This window comes from Ancylobacter sp. G4_0304 (assembly GCF_047501495.1).
GTDB lineage: Bacteria > Pseudomonadota > Alphaproteobacteria > Rhizobiales > Xanthobacteraceae > Ancylobacter.
The window spans coordinates 23523-39230 of the sequence record NZ_JAZDRM010000008.1 but is presented as its reverse complement, the minus strand read 5'-3'; the positions used below and the strand labels follow the sequence as shown (position 1 = coordinate 39230).

Below are 15708 nucleotides of genomic sequence, written 5' to 3'. Positions count from 1 at the left end.
GAGTTGGAAGTACCGGATGCGAAGTGCTGATCGCCGCGAGACCGAGGAAACTGGCAGGGGCATCGCAGCATGCCGCAGGTCGTTGGCCCGCTCCGGCACTGGCTCTTTCCCGGCAGTCTGCCGCACGGTGGGGCGCTTCCAGCTCCAGCCGCCGCATCATGTAGGGTGATCGGCGCCATGTCGATCTCATCTCAGGAGCCGCGTGGGTCTGGGCTCTCGACGTCGCTTGTCAGCGATTTCCGCGCCATCATGAACGCGCTGGAGCAGCAGCGCGCCGCCGACGCGGCCGCCGCCCCGGCGCGGATCGATCCGCCGGGCGCGGGCTATTTGCCCGTCGAGGAATCGGGCGAGCCGGAAGTAACGTCTCTTGCGCCTGCCGACCCGGCGCCGCCGCCGGTATCGGCCGAGGCGGGTCCGGCCGCCGCTGCGCCGGAACCCGCGCCCCCGTCGCCCGAATCGGCGCGTCCGATTCGTGTCGCGCCGCAGCGCCCGGTGCTGCCGGAACGCAGCGCTCCGCCCAAACCGCTCTCCGAAGTCCGCGGCATGATCGCCGCGCTCGGTCAGGTCGACGGCATGATCCCTGCGCGCGGGACGCCCGAACCGGCCTCGACCGCCCGGCCGCATCCGGCCGCCACGTCCGACATCGCCACTCCGCCGCGCCGCCGCGCCTTCGGCGCCGCCAATGCCGCTGGCGAGGGCGATTCCGCGCGCCGCCGCCGGGCCGCTTCCAAGGACGTCATCACCTGGCAGCGCCTCGGCGTGCTCGCCGTGTTCATCGGCGTGGTCGGCGGCGGTCTGTCGCTGCTGCAATCCGTCGTCGGCCGCGACGAGGCCACGGTGGCGCCGGAAGCCATCGGCAATGCCGCGATCGCCAGCGTCGCCCCGACTCAGGCCCTGCCGATGGCGATGCCCGCGCCGGAGCCCGTGGCCGTGGTCGCGGCGAAGCCGGCCGCTGAAAACGCGTCGAGCGCGATTGCCAGCGCGGTCGCCGCGCCTGCCGCCGGGGTCACGCCGGCCACGCCGGTTACCCTGCTGAGCGCCGATCCGCCGGGCACGGAACCCAGCGGCGGCTTCGCTCCCGCTCTGCCCGATTCCGTGAGCGCCTTCGCCGCGCCCGAGGCGCCGGCTCCCGAGGCGCATGTGACCCTGCCCAAGCAGGCGCCGCTGCCGCCGCCCGCGCCCACCAAGCAGGTCGCCGCGGTCGACCCGGAGGCTACTCTACCCGCCGATGCCCCGCCGCCCGCTCCCCGTGCGGCTGCAGCTCCGGAGGCCGCCGCCCCCGGTGCGCCGTTCGGCGGCGAGCCTGTGGGCTCGGCCACGATTCGCCGCCCGGTCACCATGCGTGCGGCGCCGAAAAAGGGCTCCGCGCCGATCGGAAATATTCCTGCCGGCCGCACTGTGGAACTCGTCGCCTGCACCAGCTGGTGCGAGGTAATCGCTGACGGCAAGCGCGGCTTCGTCTACAAGAGCTTTGTGGGCGCAGCCGCGGCGACGAGCGGCGCGTCTGACGCCGCGGCTGATGGCGAGCCTGAGGCGGAATCCGATACGCCTTGATCGCCGGCGCGGGCCAGGGCGGCGGTAACATCCTGAATCAATTATTGAAGGCCCGCCGGCTCGCGAATGGGGAGCGCCGCCTCGCCACGTCCGGGGGGCGCGTGTTAGACCCCGGCCGTTGAAAGTCGCGAAGGATCGGACAAATGGCGAAGAGCGCGAGCGAGCAGGCCCCGGCAGCAATCCGCGTCGGCGTGCTCGGCGTCGGCGTGATGGGGTACAACCATGCCCGCGTGCTGACCGACCTGCCGGGTGCGGAACTGGTCGCCATTGCCGATCCCGATGAGGTGCAGCGCAACAAGGCGGCCGGCATGCTCGGCTGTCCGGCGGTCGGCTCGCTGGACGAACTGGTGGCGCTCGGTGTCGAGGCGGTGGTGATCGCCGCACCGACCCATCTGCACCACGATGTCGCCATCGCCGCCATCAATGCCGGCCTGCATGTGCTGGTCGAAAAGCCGATCGCCCCGACGGTGGCGGAAGGCGAGGCTATCGTCGCAGCGGCCCGCGCGCGCGGCGTCGCGCTGATGGTCGGCCATGTCGAGCGCTTCAATCCGGCGGTCGAGGCGATCACCAAGGCGATCAAGGGCGAGGAAATCCTCTCGATCGGCATAACCCGCGTCGGCCCGTTTCCGCCGCGGATGTCGAATGTCGGCGTGGTGATCGATCTCGCCGTGCACGACATCGACCTGATCTGCCATTTCACCGGATCGTACATCACCGAGGTGCAGCCGCAGGTGAAGGCGGCGGTCGCCGAGCGCGAGGACATCGCGCTGCTGCAGTTCCGCACCGCCAATGGTGTGCTCGCGCACATCAACACCAACTGGCTGACGCCGTTCAAGGCGCGCACGGTGCATGTCGCGACCCGCAACAAATACGTCATCGGCGACCTGCTGACCCGGCAGGTGACCGAGTGCTTCGATTACCGTCCGGACGGCAGCTACAGCATGCGCCATTTGCCCGTGGCCTATGCCGAGCCGCTTCGCGTGGAACTGACCCACTTCCTGCAGGCGATCCGGGGCGAGAAGCCGCCGGCCGTCAGCGGCGAGGACGGTGTCATCAGCATCGCCACCGCCATTCGCTGCCTCGAAGGCCCGGAGGCTGCGCCGGCCGTCGCGCCCACCCTCGTCCGCGCCGCCGGCTGAGCCAAGGATAGACCATGAACTCCCATGTGAAGACCGAGAGCGCAGCGAACCTCGCGCCGATCCCGTTCATCGACGTCGCCTCGCAGCGCGCCCGGCTCGGCTCGCGCATCGACGACGCGGTGGCGCGGGTGCTCGACCATTGCCGCTTCGTGAACGGCCCCGAGGTTCAGGAACTTGAGGAGAAGCTCGCCGCCTTTGCCGGCGCCAAGCACGCCATTTCCTGTTCCAGCGGCACCGATGCGCTGGCGATGATCCTGATGGCCTGGGGCGTGAAGGCCGGTGATGCCGTGTTCTGCCCAGCCTTCACCTTCTGCGCCACCGCCGAGGTGGTGCCGTGGGTCGGCGCGACGCCGGTCTTCGTCGACGTGCTGCCCGACACCTTCAACATGGACCCGGCCAGCTTGGAGGCCGCCATCGAAGTGGCCAAGCGCAACGGGCTGACCCCGCGCGTCGTGGTTCCGGTCGACCTCTTCGGCCAGCCGGCGGACATGGACGCCATCGACGCCATCGCGGAGGCGCATGGGCTGAAAGTGCTGTGCGACACCGCGCAGGGCTTCGGCGCGACCTGGAACGGCCGGCGCACCGGCTCGTTCGGCGACGCCAGCGCCACCAGCTTCTTCCCGGCCAAGCCGCTCGGCTGCTTCGGCGACGGCGGCGCGGTGTTCACCAATGACGACGATCTGGTGCCGGTGCTGAAGAGCGTGCGCGAGCACGGGCAGGGCGTCGACAAGTACCAGAACGTGCGCATCGGCATGACCGGCCGGCTCGACACCATCCAGGCCGCCATCCTGCTGGAGAAGCTTTCGATCTTCGACGACGAGATCGCCGCCCGCCAGAAGGTCGCCGAGCGCTATAATGAGGCGCTGAAGGACGTGTGCATCGTCCCGGCGGTCGATCCGCGCGCGACCTCGACATGGGCGCAGTACACGATCCGTCTGCCCGAAGGCGTGCGCGACGGGCTCGGCGCCGCGCTGCAGAAGGACGGCGTGCCGACCGCTGTGTATTATCGCCTGTCGATGCACCAGCAGCCGGCCTACAAGCACTACCCCTCGGCCGGCAACGGCCTGCCGGTGTGTGAGCGCCTGTCCGGCGAAGTGATCAGCCTGCCGATGCACGCCTATATCGACGCGCCGACGCAGGACCGCGTGATCGCCGCGGTTCGCCGCGCGCTGGGGAAGTAGTAGCGCCGGGGGAAGCCTCTCGTCGGTAAGGCGACGAGAGGCGTCTGTTCGCGTATGACGGTATTGGCGCGGCACTCCCGCTGCTGTCGCTCGGAATCGACCTCGCCATGGCCGACTCCGTGAGGACGTCTCCTTATCCCGACCGGCTGGCGGGGAAGGGCGGGCTTGGCTAGGGTCCGGCACCCTGAAGGCTCGGCAGACGTCCCATGATTCGTTCCATCTTCTCGGTCGGCGGCTGGACGCTGCTCTCCCGCCTCACCGGCTTCGTGCGCGACATCGTCATGGCGGCGGTGCTGGGCGCGGGGCCGGTGGCCGATGCGTTCTACATCGCGTTCCGCCTGCCGAACCATTTCCGTGCCATCTTCGCGGAAGGCGCGTTCAACACCGCCTTCATCCCGGCCTATGCCCGGGTGAAGACGCAGGAGGGCGACGCACGCGCCCGGCTGTTCGCCGGCGAAATCCTGACCGGCGTGGTGATCGTCCAAGTTGCGCTGCTCGTCTTCGCGCTGGCGGCGACCGGCTGGGTAGTGGGCACGCTGGCGCCGGGGCTGTCGGAGGACGCCGAGCGCTATGAACTCACCCTCGGCTTCACCCGCATCACCTTTCCCTATCTCGGGCTGATCGCGCTGGTGACGCTGGTTGGCGGCGTGCTGAACGCCAATGAGCGGTTCTGGGCCGCCGCCTCGGCCTCGATCCTGCTCAACGTCGCCATGGTCGGCACGCTGAGCGTCGCCGGGCTGTTTCCCACCGCCGGCGACGCGGCGGCCTGGGGCGTGCTGATTTCCGGCTTTCTCCAGCTCGGCCTGCTGGTGTTCGATGCCGAGACCCATGGGCTGGGGCTGCGCTTCGCCCGCCCGCGCCTCGATCCCGAAATGCGCAGGTTCCTGGTCGCCCTCGGGCCGGCCATCATCGGTTCGGCCGGCGTGCAGCTCGCTTTGTTCGCCGACACCATCATCGCCTCCTTCCTGCCGCAAGGGGCGATCGCCGCGCTGTTCTATGCCGACCGTATCAACCAGTTGCCGATCGGCGTCATCGGCATCGCCGCCGGCATCGTGCTGCTGCCGGAAATGTCGCGGCGCATCGCGGCGGAGGACGAGGAGGGTGCACGCCACGCGCAGGCGCGGGCGATCGAACTGACCGTCCTGCTGGTGCTGCCCTTCCTCGCGGCGGTGCTGACGATCCCCGAGATCATCATGCGGGGGCTGTTCCTGCGCGGCGCCTTCACCGGGGAGGCGGCGGCCGCCGCGGGGGCGACGCTCGCGGCCTATGGCGTCGGCCTGCTGCCTTTCGTGGTGATGCGCGCGCTGATGGCGCCGTTCTATGCGCGCGGGGACACTCGCACGCCGGTGATGGCGACGCTGGCGGCCGCCGCGATCAACATCGCGCTCAAGCTCTGGCTGATGCACGATTTCGCGCAGGTCGGGCTGGCCTTCGCCACTTCGGTTGGCGGCTGGATCAGCGTCGGGCTGCTCATCGTGCTCGCCTATCGTCGCGGCTATGGGTGCGGCGATGCGGCGCTGCTCGGCATGCTGCCGCGCTTCCTGGTCATCGTCCTCATCCTCGCCGCCACGCTCTCTGGTGCCGCCTGGGCAGGAGAGGTAATGTTCGCCGGGCTTCCGGCCCTGAAAAATGAAGCGTTGCTGGCATTGTGCATTGCAGCAGGAGGCGTCGTGTATGTCGGGCTGTGTCTCGGCCTTATCGGCGCTAAGCGTATGAAGGCGCTGGTGCGCGGCCGCGCCTGAGGCCCAGCTGCGCCGATTATTGCTTACGCGGTGCAGCAAAACTGTGCTAGGTCGCAGCGATGGAGCGTGGTCCGGGCGGGTCGGGGCGCGCGCCGAGCTTCGGATGGGGCATCCAGGCTGATAGTAGATCTATCTCGGAGTCGGTTCATGTTTATCCCGTTGCCGCGCGCTGCTTTTCTCGTGTCCGTCGCCGCCGGCCTCACTCTCGCCGGTTGTTCGGAACCCCAGCAGGCGCAGCAGGCTCCCCCGCCGCCGAGCGTGACCGTGGCCAAGCCGACGACCCGCTCGATCACCGATTTTGACGAATATGTCGGCCGGTTCCAGGCCATCGACGATGTGCAGATTTATGCCCGCGTCTCCGGCTACCTGCAGACCATCGATTTCAAGGACGGCGAACTGGTGAAGCAGGGCCAGCTCCTGTTCACCATCGATCCGCGCCCGTTCCAGGTGGCGCTCGACCAGGCCAAGGCCAATCTGGCGCGCAGCCAGGCCGATCTCGACTTCGCGCAGTCCGACCTTGAGCGCGCGCAGACGCTGATTCAGGACAAGACTTCGACCGTCATCTCCAAGCAGACCTTCGACCAGCGCCTGCAGAGCGAGCGCTCGGCGCGCGCCAGCGTGGCTGCCGCGCAGGCCGCCGTCGATGCCGCCGCGCTCGACCTCGACTTTACCAAGCTGACGTCGCCGGTTGCCGGGCGGATCGGCGACCGCAAGGTATCGGTGGGCAATCTCGTCACCGGTGGCTCGGGCGGCACCAACACGAACACGCTGCTCGCCACCGTGGTCTCGCTGGACCCGATCTATTTCGAGTTCACCTATGACGAGGCATCCTTCCTGCGCTACCAGCAGATGGCCAAGGCGCTGGGGCAGACCGGCTCGATCCCGGTGCGGCTCGCCCTGATCAACGAGAAGGAATTCACCCACGAGGGCACGCTCGACTTCGTGGACAACCAGATCAGCCGCGAGACCGGTACGATCCGTGGCCGCGCGACCTTCAAGAATCCCAATTCCGCCTTCACCCCCGGCATGTTCGGGCGCATCGAGGTGCCTTCGTCGGCGCCGCATGATGCGCTGCTGGTGCCCGACGTCGCCATCGGCACCGAGCAGACCCGCAAGTTCGTCTATGTCATGCAGCCCGGCGACGCGCCCCAGGCACCGAAGATTACCTATGTCACGCTCGGCCGGCAGTTCGACGGCCAGCGCGTGATCACCTCCGGGCTCAAGCCGGACGATCTCGTGGTGGTCAACGGCCTGATGCGTATCCGGCCCGGCACTCAGGTCGTCGGCAAGCTGGAGCAGCCCGCCAACACTGCCGCTCCCGCAGCCCCCGCCGCGAACTGAACCGGGAGGCCGATTCCATGCGCTTCTCGCATTTCTTCATCGATCGTCCGATCTTCGCCGCGGTGATCTCCATCGTGGTGATGATCCTGGGCGGCGTCGCGTTCATCGCGCTACCCGTTGCGCAGTATCCCGATATCGCGCCGCCGGTGGTCAACGTCACCGGCCAATATCCCGGCGCGAGCGCCGAGACCGTGGCCGACACCGTGGTCGCGCCCATCGAGCAGCAGATCAACGGCGTGGAGGGGATGCTCTACATCTCCTCCAACTCCTCGGCGGACGGGCGTTTCTCCATCGCCGTGACCTTCGACATCGGCACCGATCTCGATATCGCGCAGGTGCAGGTGCAGAACCGCGTCGCGACCGCGACCCCTCGCCTGCCGCAGGAAGTGCAGCAGATCGGCGTGACGGTGGCGAAGTCCTCGCCCGACATCCTGATGGTGGTGAGCCTGTTCTCGCCGGATGACACGCGCGACTCGCTGTTCATCTCGAACTACGCCAACCTGCAGATCAAGGACCAGCTCCAGCGCGTGCCGGGCGTCGGCTCGATCACCGTGTTCGGCTCGCGCGACTACGCGATGCAGGTGTGGCTCGACCCGCAGAAGCTGGAGGCGCTGGGCCTCACTGCGACGGATGTGACCGCCGCGCTTCAGGCGCAGAATCTTCAGGTCGCGTCGGGCGTTCTGAACGCGCCGCCGGTGCCGAACCAACTCGCCTTCCAGGTCGCGGTGCGCACGCTGGGCCGTCTGTCGACGCCCGAGGAGTTCGGCAACATCGTCGTTCGCCAGACCAATGACGCCGTGGTGCGGCTGCGTGATGTCGCGCGCATCAACATCGAGGCGCAGGACAATTCCTCGATCTCCTATTTCGACAGCAAGCCCTCAGTCGCGCTCGGCATTTTCCAGCTGCCGGGCTCGAACGCGCTGGCGACGGGACAGGCGATCGAAGCGGAAATGGTGCGGATCGCCAAGAGCTTCCCGCCCGGCGTCACCTATTCGACCGCCTATAATCCGACCCAGTTCATCGCCGAATCCGTCCGGGCGGTGGAGCACACCATCTTCGAGGCGATCGTGCTGGTCGTGGTGGTGGTGGTGCTGTTCCTTCAGTCCTGGCGCGCGGCGATCATCCCGATCCTCGCCATTCCGGTCTCGCTGATCGGCACGTTCTTCATCATGAGCCTGTTCGGCTTCTCGCTGAACAACCTGTCGCTGTTCGGCCTGGTGCTGGCCATCGGCATCGTCGTCGACGACGCCATCGTCGTGGTGGAGAGCGTCGAGCACAACATCTCGACCGGCCTGAGCCCGCGCGACGCGGCCTACAAGACCATGGACGAGGTGGGCGGCGCGCTCGTGGCGATCTCGCTCGTGTTGGCCTCGGTGTTCATCCCCTCGGCCTTCATCACCGGCATTTCCGGCGAGTTCTACCGCCAGTTCGCGCTGACCATCGCGGGCTCGACGCTGATCTCCCTGCTGGTCTCGCTTACCCTGTCGCCGGCCATGTGCGCGCTGCTGCTGAAGCCGCATGAGAAGGATCATCGTCCGGCGTGGTACGCGCGCCCGTTCGTCGCCTTCTTCCGCATCTTCAACAAGGGCTTCGACGGCCTGTCGCGCGGCTATGGCTGGCTCACCGGCAAGCTTGTGCGCATCGCCGTCGTGGTGCTGCTGGTCTATGTCGCGATCCTGGCCGGCGGCTTCAAGCTGTTCACCATGACGCCGCAGGGCTTCATCCCGGCGCAGGACCGCGGCTACCTCATCGTCGCCGCGCAGCTGCCCGGCGGCGCCGCGCTTCAGCGCACCAATGAGGTGATGCAGCGCGCGGCGCAGCTTACGCTGAAGACGCCCGGCGTGGCGCATGTCGTGAACATCGTCGGCTTCTCCGGCGCGACCTTCACCAACGCGCCCAATGCCGGGGCGATGTTCGTCATCCTCGGGCCGGCGGAAGAGCGCGCCAAGCATCCCGGTCAGTCGGCCGCCGCGATCCAGGGGCAGCTCTTCGGCAAGCTCGCGTCGATCGAGGAAGCGTTCATGATCGTGGTCATGCCGCCGCCGGTGAACGGCATCGGCAATGCCGGCGGTTATCGCATGATGATCGAGGATCGCGGTGGGCGCGGCTATGAGGCGCTGCAGGGCGCGGTCTACGCTATGATGGGCCGGGCCAACCAGACGCCGGGTCTCAAGCAGGTCTACTCGCTGTTCGAGACTTCGACGCCGCAGCTCTTCCTCGACATCGACCGCACCAAGGCGCAGTTGCTCGGTGTGAACATGGCCGATGTGTTCGCCACGCTGCAGACCTATATCGGCTCGTCCTATGTGAACGACTTCAACCTGTTCGGCCGTACCTACCGCGTGCAGGCGCAGGCGGATGCACCGTTCCGGCTGACGCCCGAGGACCTGCTGCAATTGCGGGTGAAGAACGCGAGCGGCGAGACTGTGCCGCTCGGCTCCTTCACCACGGTGCGGGACATTTCCGGCCCCTATCGCGTGCCGCGCTACAATTTGTATCCCGCCGCCGAGCTCGACGGCGACACGATGCCGGGCGTCTCGCAGGGGCAGGCGATCCAGATGATGCAGCAGATCGCCGCCGAGACGCTGCCGGACGGCTTCTCCTTCGAGTGGACCGCGCTGGCCTATCAGCAGCTCCGGGCGGGCAACACCGCCGTCTTCGCCTTCGGGCTAGGCGTTGTGTTCGTATTCCTGGTGCTGGCGGCTCAGTATGAGAGCCTGACGCTGCCACTGGCGGTGGTGCTGATCGTGCCGATGTGCTTGATCGCCGCCATTGTCGGCATCCTGTACCGCGGGCAGGACAGCAACATCCTCAGTCAGGTCGGCTTCATCGTGCTGATCGGCCTCGCAGCGAAGAACGCGATCCTGATCGTGGAATTCGCCAAGCAGCTTGAGGATCGCGGCGAGGACCGCTTCGCTGCCGCGACCCAGGCCGCGCAGCTCCGCCTGCGCCCGATCATCATGACCTCACTGGCCTTCATCCTCGGCGTGGTGCCGCTGGTGATCGCCACTGGCGCCGGCGCCGAGCTGCGCCAGTCGCTGGGCACGGCGGTGTTCTCCGGCATGATCGGCGTGACGTTCTTCGGCCTGCTGTTCACGCCCACCTTCTATGTGGTGTGCCGCTGGCTGGCGAGCTTTGGCGAGCGTCGCCGCGCGCGGGCGGCCGAGCCGGCCCCGCACTGACGGGGGCGCGATCCCGAACATGGAAAAGGGCGCTGCATCCCCCGATGCGGCGCCCTTCGTCTCTTCCGGGGAGGGGGGGCGGCTCAGTCGAGCACGGCGGCCTTGAGCAGGCAGACCATGGTGGCGTGGGCGGTCTCGCTGCCCTTGTTGCGGATCACATGGCGTCGGTCGCAGCGGTAGCGCAGCGTCTCGCCGGCACGGGCGACCTCCACCACGTCGGCGCATTCCACCTCCAGTTCGCCCGACAGCACCGAGAGGCATTCGATCGAGCCGCGCTGGTGGCCGTCGGAAACCAGTTCGCCGCAGGGCTCGGCGACGAAATCGAACCATTGCAGCCATTCCACCGTCTTGATCCAGCCGGTGATGGTGAGCCGGCACTTGCCGTCCTCGGAGACGAGGATCGGCGTGTCGGCGCGGGTCAGATGCTCGACGAAGGGCTCGTCGTCGGTCGCCGCGAGGAATCGCTCGATCGAGACGTCCAGCGCTTGCGACAGCCGCCACACCGTGGCGAGCGTCGGGTTGGTCTCGTTGCGCTCGATCTGGCTGATGATCGACTTGGCGACGCCGGACTGCTCGGAGAGTTCCGACAGCGAAAGATTATAGGTCTTGCGCAGGCGCTGGATGGTGCGGCCGAGCTGGCCGGTAATGGCCTGCGCACCGGCTTCCATGCCGCCACGATCGAGAAAGCGCGTGCGGCCTGACATGCCGGCTCCTGCTCTGGTTGGGGAAGACGAGTTGTAGGTCGAGCCGGCCGGTGGAGGCAAGCGACGCACGGGTTGCATCGCGGCCGGTTGCGACAGCCTATGCACGCGCGGTCACGAATGTGCCAAGATGCGCGTCCGATATGCCGGCAACGGCGCACGCTCCCAACGATGGTGACCATCATGGCGACCTCCCTTTCCTCCGGCTCCGCTCCGGTGCTTCCGACCGTCGACGACATCGCCTCGGCCGCCGAGCGCCTCGCGGGAGTGGCGGTGCACACGCCGCTGGTGTCCTCGGCGCGGCTTGACGCGATGACCGGAGGGCGGGTGTTCCTGAAGCCCGAACCGCTGCAGCGCACCGGCTCGTTCAAGTTCCGCGGCGCCTATAACCGCATCTCGCGCATTGCCGAATCCGAGCGCGCCGGTGGCGTCGTCGCCTGCTCCTCCGGCAACCACGCGCAGGGCGTGGCGGCGGCGGCGACGCTGATGGGCATGCGCTCGGTCATCGTCATGCCGAAGGACGCCCCGGCGGTGAAGAAGGCGCGCACCATCGCCTTTGGCGGCGAGGTGGTCGAATATGACCGGGAGAGCGAGGACCGCGACGCCATCGCCGGCGACATCGCCCGCGAGCGCGGCGCGATCTACGTACCGCCCTATGACGATTTCCACATCATCGCCGGACAGGGCACGGTCGGCTATGAGATTGCACAGGATCTAGAGGCTCTCGACCTGAGGCCGGACGTTGTACTCGCCAACGCCTCGGGCGGCGGGCTGATTTCCGGTATCGCCCTCGCCGTCAAGGCGCGGTTTCCCGAGGCGCGGGTGATGACCGCCGAGCCGGCCGGCTTCGACGACCATGCACGCTCGTTCCGTTCCGGCGGGCGCGAGCGCAACAACCGCGTGTCCGGCTCGATCTGCGACGCGCTGATGGCGGCGACCCCTGGGGCGCTGACCTTCGAGATTTCGTCGCGCATCGTGGGCGAGGGGGTTTCCGCCACCGATGAGGAAGTCGAGCGCGCCGTGGCCTTCGCCTTCGAGGAGCTGAAGCTGGTGGTGGAGCCCGGCGGCGCGGTCGCGCTCGCGGCGGTGTTGGCGGGCCGGGTCGATCTGCGCGGCAAGGTGGCGGCGGTTGTGCTCTCGGGTGGCAATGTCGATGCGGCGGTGTTCAACCGCTGCCTCGCCGCCGGCAGGGCCTGAACGTCGGCGTCAGCACGCCGCGGCGAGCGTCGGCAGGCCGGCCTGCCGGGCGGTCTCGATATTGTCGAGAAACTGCTGGGTGCAGGCGCGCCAGCTATAGCCCAGCGCGAACTGACGGGCATCGGCGCGGTCGATGTGCAGCGCCGCCAGCGCCGCCGCGCGCAGGTCGTTGTCGAGCACCCCGACCGGACGATCCGCCGGGGCGGCGCCGATGACGTCGCGCGGGCCGGTGACCGGAAAGGCCGCGACCGGCACGCCGCTCGCCAGCGCTTCCAACAGCACGATGCCGAACGTGTCGGTGAGGCTGGGAAACACGAAGACGTCGGCGCTGGAATAGACCCGCGCCAAGTCCTCGCCCTGCTTCATGCCGAGGAAGCGCGCATCGGGGTGCTTTGCCTCCAGCTCGGCGCGGGCCGGGCCGTCGCCGACCACGACCTTGGTGCCGGGCAGGTCCAGCTCCAGAAAGGCGCTGATGTTCTTCTCGACCGCGACGCGGCCGACATAGAGGAACACCGGGCCGGGAAAATCGAGCGCGGGATCGGCGATCTCCTCCCGCGTGCGCGGGCGGAACAGCGTGGCATCGACGCCGCGCGACCACGGCATGATGTTGCGGAAGCCGCGCGCCGCCAACTCGTCGCGAAGCGTGGGGGTCGAGACCATGATGCCGGCGCCGGCATTGTGGAAGCGCCGCAGCCAAGCATAGGATAGGCGCTCGGGCACAGGTGCGCGGGCCGCGAGATATTCCGGGAAGCGCGTGTGGTAGCTCGTCGTGAAGGTAGCGCCGCGCGACAGGCAGACGCTGCGCGCGCGCAGGCCGATGGGCCCTTCGGTGGCGATGTGCACGAGGTCGGCGCCGATCTCGTCCATGCGTCGGGCCACCATGGAGCGCGTGGCGAGCGCCAGTCGCACCTCCGGGTAGGTCGGCATCGGGATGGTGCGGAAATCGCCCGGCGTCAGGAAGTCGATCTGCGCACCGAGTTCGCGCGCCTCGCGGGCGGTGTGCTGGAGCGAGCGGACGACGCCGTTGACCTGCGGTGTCCAGGCATCGGTCGCGATCAGGATTCGCATCAGGCGGCGGCCTTCGGGCGTTCCAGCAGCAGGGGCGCGCTGGTGCGGGCGCGGGTGAGGCGGGCCCAGTCGATGATCTCGAAGCGTCCATCCTCGTGCTCGACGATGGCGGTGCAGCTTTCCACCCAGTCGCCGCAATTGAGGTAGCGCACGCCAAAATTATCGTGCTGCGCGGCGTGGTGGATATGTCCGCAGATCACGCCGTCGACCTTGTGGCGGCGCGCCTCGGTGGCGACCGCTTCCTCGAACCGGCCGATGAAGTTCACCGCGTTCTTGACCTTGAGCTTGGCCCATTGGCTCAGAGACCAATAGGGAAAGCCGAGTTTGCGGCGGATCCAGTTGAGATGGGTGTTGAGCCCGAGCGCGGCGGTGTAGGCGCCGTCGCCGAGGAAGGCGAGCCAGCGCGCGTGCCGCACCACGACGTCGAACACGTCGCCATGGATGACGAGGAAGCGCTTGCCGTCGGCCGCTTCGTGGATCGCGGTTTCCACCACCTCGATGCCGCCGAAATGGCTGCCGTAATAATCGCGGAGGAATTCATCATGGTTCCCCGGCAGGTAGACGATACGCGTGCCCTTGCGCCCCTTGCGCAGCAGTTTCTGCACCACGTCGTTATGCGCCTGCGGCCAGTACCAGCCCGAGCGCAGGCGCCAGCCGTCCACGATGTCGCCGACCAGATAGAGCGTGTCGGCGTCGTGATAGCGCAGGAAATCCAGCAGCAGGTCCGCCTGGCAGCCCTTGGTGCCGAGATGGACGTCGGACAGGAACAGGCTGCGATAGCGGCGTGCGTCGGGCGCGTCGTTCATCTCGGAGGAGCTCCCCGCCATAGTCGCGAATGGCGTGTCCTCGAAGGGCACGCGTCCGAGTGGGTCCGATGATGGGTTCATGCGTCCCATAAGCCCGACTCGGATCACGCTTTTATGACACGTGCTGCACCGCACGCGTCTCAGAGGAACAGCATCACCAAGCTGGCGGCCACCAGCGCACCCATGGCGCGGTTGACGAGGCGCTGCTGGCGCGGCTCGGAGAAGGCGCGGGCGAGCATCACACCGAAGCCTGCCCACAGCGCTAGCGCCGGCAGAGTGACGATGCCGCACACCACCGCGATCACCACCACCTCGGTGACGAGATCGCCGCCAATGGTGGTGAAGGCCGGCACGATGCTGAGCGCGATGGTCCAGGCCTTGGGGTTCACCCACTGGAACAGCGCGGACTGCAACAGTGTAAACGGCTTCTCCAGCGCGGTCCCGCCCGCCGGGCCGCCGGCATTGGCGATTTTCCAGGCGAGGAACAGCAGATAGGCGGCGCCCGCGAGTTTCAACGCCCAATGCAGGAAGGGCAGGGCGGTGAAGACCGCGCCGAGGCCGAGGCCCACCGCGATCACCATCACCGTGAAGCCGACCGCGACACCCCAGATTTGCGGCAGGGTGCGCCGGAAGCCGAAAGCCGCGCCCGAGCCCGCCGAAATCATGTTGTTCGGCCCCGGCGTGATGGCCCCGGCGATGGCGAACAGGAACAGCGAGACGATCTGCACGGACACGGCACTCTCCGGGGGAATTTTGGTCAGCATTGCTGACATTATTGCCGGCACAGTTACAGCCCCGCCGGCAGGGCCGCAACCCGAAAGGATCGCGCGATTTCCATGCGTCTCCCTTGCCGAGCCCGGAAGCGCGGCGAATACTCCGCGCCAGAATCGCTCCCTCACATCCTTCCAGCCTTCGAGGACCAGACATGAAGCTCGTGCGTTTCGGCGCTCCCGGCAAGGAGAAGCCCGGCCTGATCGATGCGGATGGCATCGTGCGGGACCTCAGCGCCCTTGTGCCGGATATCGGTGGAGAAACGCTGTCGCCGGAGGGGCTTGCGAGGCTCGCCGCGCTGTCGCCCGCATCGCTGCCCGCCGCGCCCGCCGGCGCGCGTCTCGGCCCCTGCGTGGCGCGGCCCGGCCATTTCATCGCGGTCGGGCTGAACTATGCCGACCATGCCGAGGAGGCGGGCATGCCGATCCCGGCCGAGCCGGTGCTGTTCTCCAAGGCGCCGAACTGCATTGTCGGACCCGATGACGACATCATCCAGCCGAAGGGCTCAACGAAGCTCGACTGGGAGGTCGAGCTCGGCATCGTGATCGGCAAGACCGCGCGCTATGTCGAGGAGGCGGAGGCGCCAGCCCACATCGCCGGCTTCTGCCTCGCCAATGACGTCTCGGAGCGCGCCTTCCAGATCGAGCAGGGCGGGCAGTGGATCAAGGGCAAGAGCTGCGAGACCTTCGGCCCGCTCGGCCCGTGGCTGGTGACGCCGGACGAGATTCCGGACGTGCAAAACCTTGCCATGTGGTGCGACGTGAACGGCGAGAAGCGCCAGCGCGGCTCGACCCGCACCATGATCTTCAACGCGAATTTCCTGGTGGCCTATATCAGCCGCTTCATGGTGCTGGATGTCGGCGACGTGATCATCACCGGCACGCCGCCTGGTGTCGGGCTCGGCATGAAGCCGCCGGTCTATCTCAAGCCGGGCGACGTGGTGACGCTCGGCGTCGAGGGGCTAGGCGAGCAGCGCCAGACGGTCGTGGCGTTCCCCGGCTGACCTGTGCCGGAAGGAGAGGGCAC

At 68.0% G+C, this 15708-nt stretch carries 12 protein-coding genes; 8 read left to right on the top strand and 4 right to left on the bottom strand.

Annotated elements, in window-relative coordinates; all coding sequences use genetic code 11:
• Positions 1 to 177 precede the first annotated feature (177 nt).
• The 6 genes from VRZ77_RS06400 (at position 178) to VRZ77_RS06375 (ending at position 10139) form a co-directional block, all read left to right on the top strand.
• Positions 178 to 1554, top strand: coding sequence for an SH3 domain-containing protein (locus VRZ77_RS06400; protein WP_414591832.1), 1377 nt, complete (start codon positions 178 to 180; stop codon positions 1552 to 1554).
• A 143-nt stretch (positions 1555 to 1697) separates the two neighbouring features.
• Complete coding sequence (locus VRZ77_RS06395; protein WP_414591831.1) at positions 1698 to 2693, top strand: Gfo/Idh/MocA family oxidoreductase; 996 nt, start codon at positions 1698 to 1700, stop codon at positions 2691 to 2693.
• Between the two features lie 14 nt (positions 2694 to 2707).
• A complete protein-coding gene (locus tag VRZ77_RS06390) occupies positions 2708 to 3874 on the top strand; it encodes a DegT/DnrJ/EryC1/StrS family aminotransferase (protein WP_414591830.1) in 1167 nt (388 codons plus the stop codon).
• 206 nt (positions 3875 to 4080) lie between these two features.
• On the top strand, positions 4081 to 5616 hold the full coding sequence (gene murJ, locus VRZ77_RS06385; protein ID WP_414591829.1) for a murein biosynthesis integral membrane protein MurJ: 1536 nt from the start codon (positions 4081 to 4083) through the stop codon (positions 5614 to 5616).
• Positions 5617 to 5763: 147 nt separating this feature from the next.
• Positions 5764 to 6957, top strand: coding sequence for an efflux RND transporter periplasmic adaptor subunit (locus VRZ77_RS06380; RefSeq protein ID WP_414591828.1), 1194 nt, complete (start codon positions 5764 to 5766; stop codon positions 6955 to 6957).
• 17 nt (positions 6958 to 6974) lie between these two features.
• A complete protein-coding gene (locus VRZ77_RS06375; RefSeq protein ID WP_414591827.1) occupies positions 6975 to 10139 on the top strand; it encodes an efflux RND transporter permease subunit in 3165 nt (1054 codons plus the stop codon).
• Between the two features lie 83 nt (positions 10140 to 10222).
• Here the strand turns inward: VRZ77_RS06375 and VRZ77_RS06370 are convergent, their stop codons facing one another.
• Positions 10223 to 10843 carry a helix-turn-helix domain-containing protein gene (locus VRZ77_RS06370; protein WP_414591826.1) on the bottom strand — a complete coding sequence of 207 codons (621 nt, stop codon included), beginning with the start codon at positions 10841 to 10843 and terminating at the stop codon, positions 10223 to 10225.
• A 180-nt stretch (positions 10844 to 11023) separates the two neighbouring features.
• On the opposite strand from VRZ77_RS06370, the gene VRZ77_RS06365 reads away from it, so the two are divergent.
• Complete coding sequence (locus VRZ77_RS06365) at positions 11024 to 12037, top strand: threonine ammonia-lyase (protein ID WP_414591825.1); 1014 nt, start codon at positions 11024 to 11026, stop codon at positions 12035 to 12037.
• Positions 12038 to 12046: 9 nt separating this feature from the next.
• On the opposite strand, the gene VRZ77_RS06360 is transcribed toward VRZ77_RS06365, so the two are convergent.
• From VRZ77_RS06360 to VRZ77_RS06350, 3 genes are all read right to left on the bottom strand, one after another.
• Positions 12047 to 13105 (bottom strand): glycosyltransferase family 4 protein, encoded by a 1059-nt coding sequence (locus VRZ77_RS06360; protein WP_414591824.1) that lies wholly within the window; start codon positions 13103 to 13105, stop codon positions 12047 to 12049.
• Entirely contained in the window at positions 13105 to 13911 is an 807-nt protein-coding gene (locus VRZ77_RS06355) for a UDP-2,3-diacylglucosamine diphosphatase (RefSeq protein ID WP_414591823.1), read from the bottom strand. The genes VRZ77_RS06360 and VRZ77_RS06355 overlap by 1 nt, the downstream gene beginning before the upstream one ends.
• 140 nt (positions 13912 to 14051) lie before the next feature.
• Entirely contained in the window at positions 14052 to 14645 is a 594-nt protein-coding gene (locus tag VRZ77_RS06350; RefSeq protein WP_414591822.1) for a LysE family translocator, read from the bottom strand.
• 191 nt (positions 14646 to 14836) lie between these two features.
• On the opposite strand from VRZ77_RS06350, the gene VRZ77_RS06345 reads away from it, so the two are divergent.
• Positions 14837 to 15685 carry a fumarylacetoacetate hydrolase family protein gene (locus tag VRZ77_RS06345; protein WP_414591821.1) on the top strand — a complete coding sequence of 283 codons (849 nt, stop codon included), beginning with the start codon at positions 14837 to 14839 and terminating at the stop codon, positions 15683 to 15685.
• Positions 15686 to 15708: the final 23 nt, after the last annotated feature.

Coding starts and splice junctions, on each gene's coding strand:
- VRZ77_RS06355 (WP_414591823.1), bottom strand. CDS start 13,911: ATGAACGACGCGCCCGACGCACGCCGCTATCGCAGCCTGTTCCTGTCC.
- VRZ77_RS06370 (WP_414591826.1), bottom strand. CDS start 10,843: ATGTCAGGCCGCACGCGCTTTCTCGATCGTGGCGGCATGGAAGCCGGT.
- VRZ77_RS06390 (WP_414591830.1), top strand. CDS start 2,708: ATGAACTCCCATGTGAAGACCGAGAGCGCAGCGAACCTCGCGCCGATC.
- VRZ77_RS06365 (WP_414591825.1), top strand. CDS start 11,024: ATGGCGACCTCCCTTTCCTCCGGCTCCGCTCCGGTGCTTCCGACCGTC.
- murJ (WP_414591829.1), top strand. CDS start 4,081: ATGATTCGTTCCATCTTCTCGGTCGGCGGCTGGACGCTGCTCTCCCGC.
- VRZ77_RS06400 (WP_414591832.1), top strand. CDS start 178: ATGTCGATCTCATCTCAGGAGCCGCGTGGGTCTGGGCTCTCGACGTCG.
- VRZ77_RS06380 (WP_414591828.1), top strand. CDS start 5,764: ATGTTTATCCCGTTGCCGCGCGCTGCTTTTCTCGTGTCCGTCGCCGCC.
- VRZ77_RS06345 (WP_414591821.1), top strand. CDS start 14,837: ATGAAGCTCGTGCGTTTCGGCGCTCCCGGCAAGGAGAAGCCCGGCCTG.
- VRZ77_RS06395 (WP_414591831.1), top strand. CDS start 1,698: ATGGCGAAGAGCGCGAGCGAGCAGGCCCCGGCAGCAATCCGCGTCGGC.
- VRZ77_RS06360 (WP_414591824.1), bottom strand. CDS start 13,105: ATGCGAATCCTGATCGCGACCGATGCCTGGACACCGCAGGTCAACGGC.
- VRZ77_RS06375 (WP_414591827.1), top strand. CDS start 6,975: ATGCGCTTCTCGCATTTCTTCATCGATCGTCCGATCTTCGCCGCGGTG.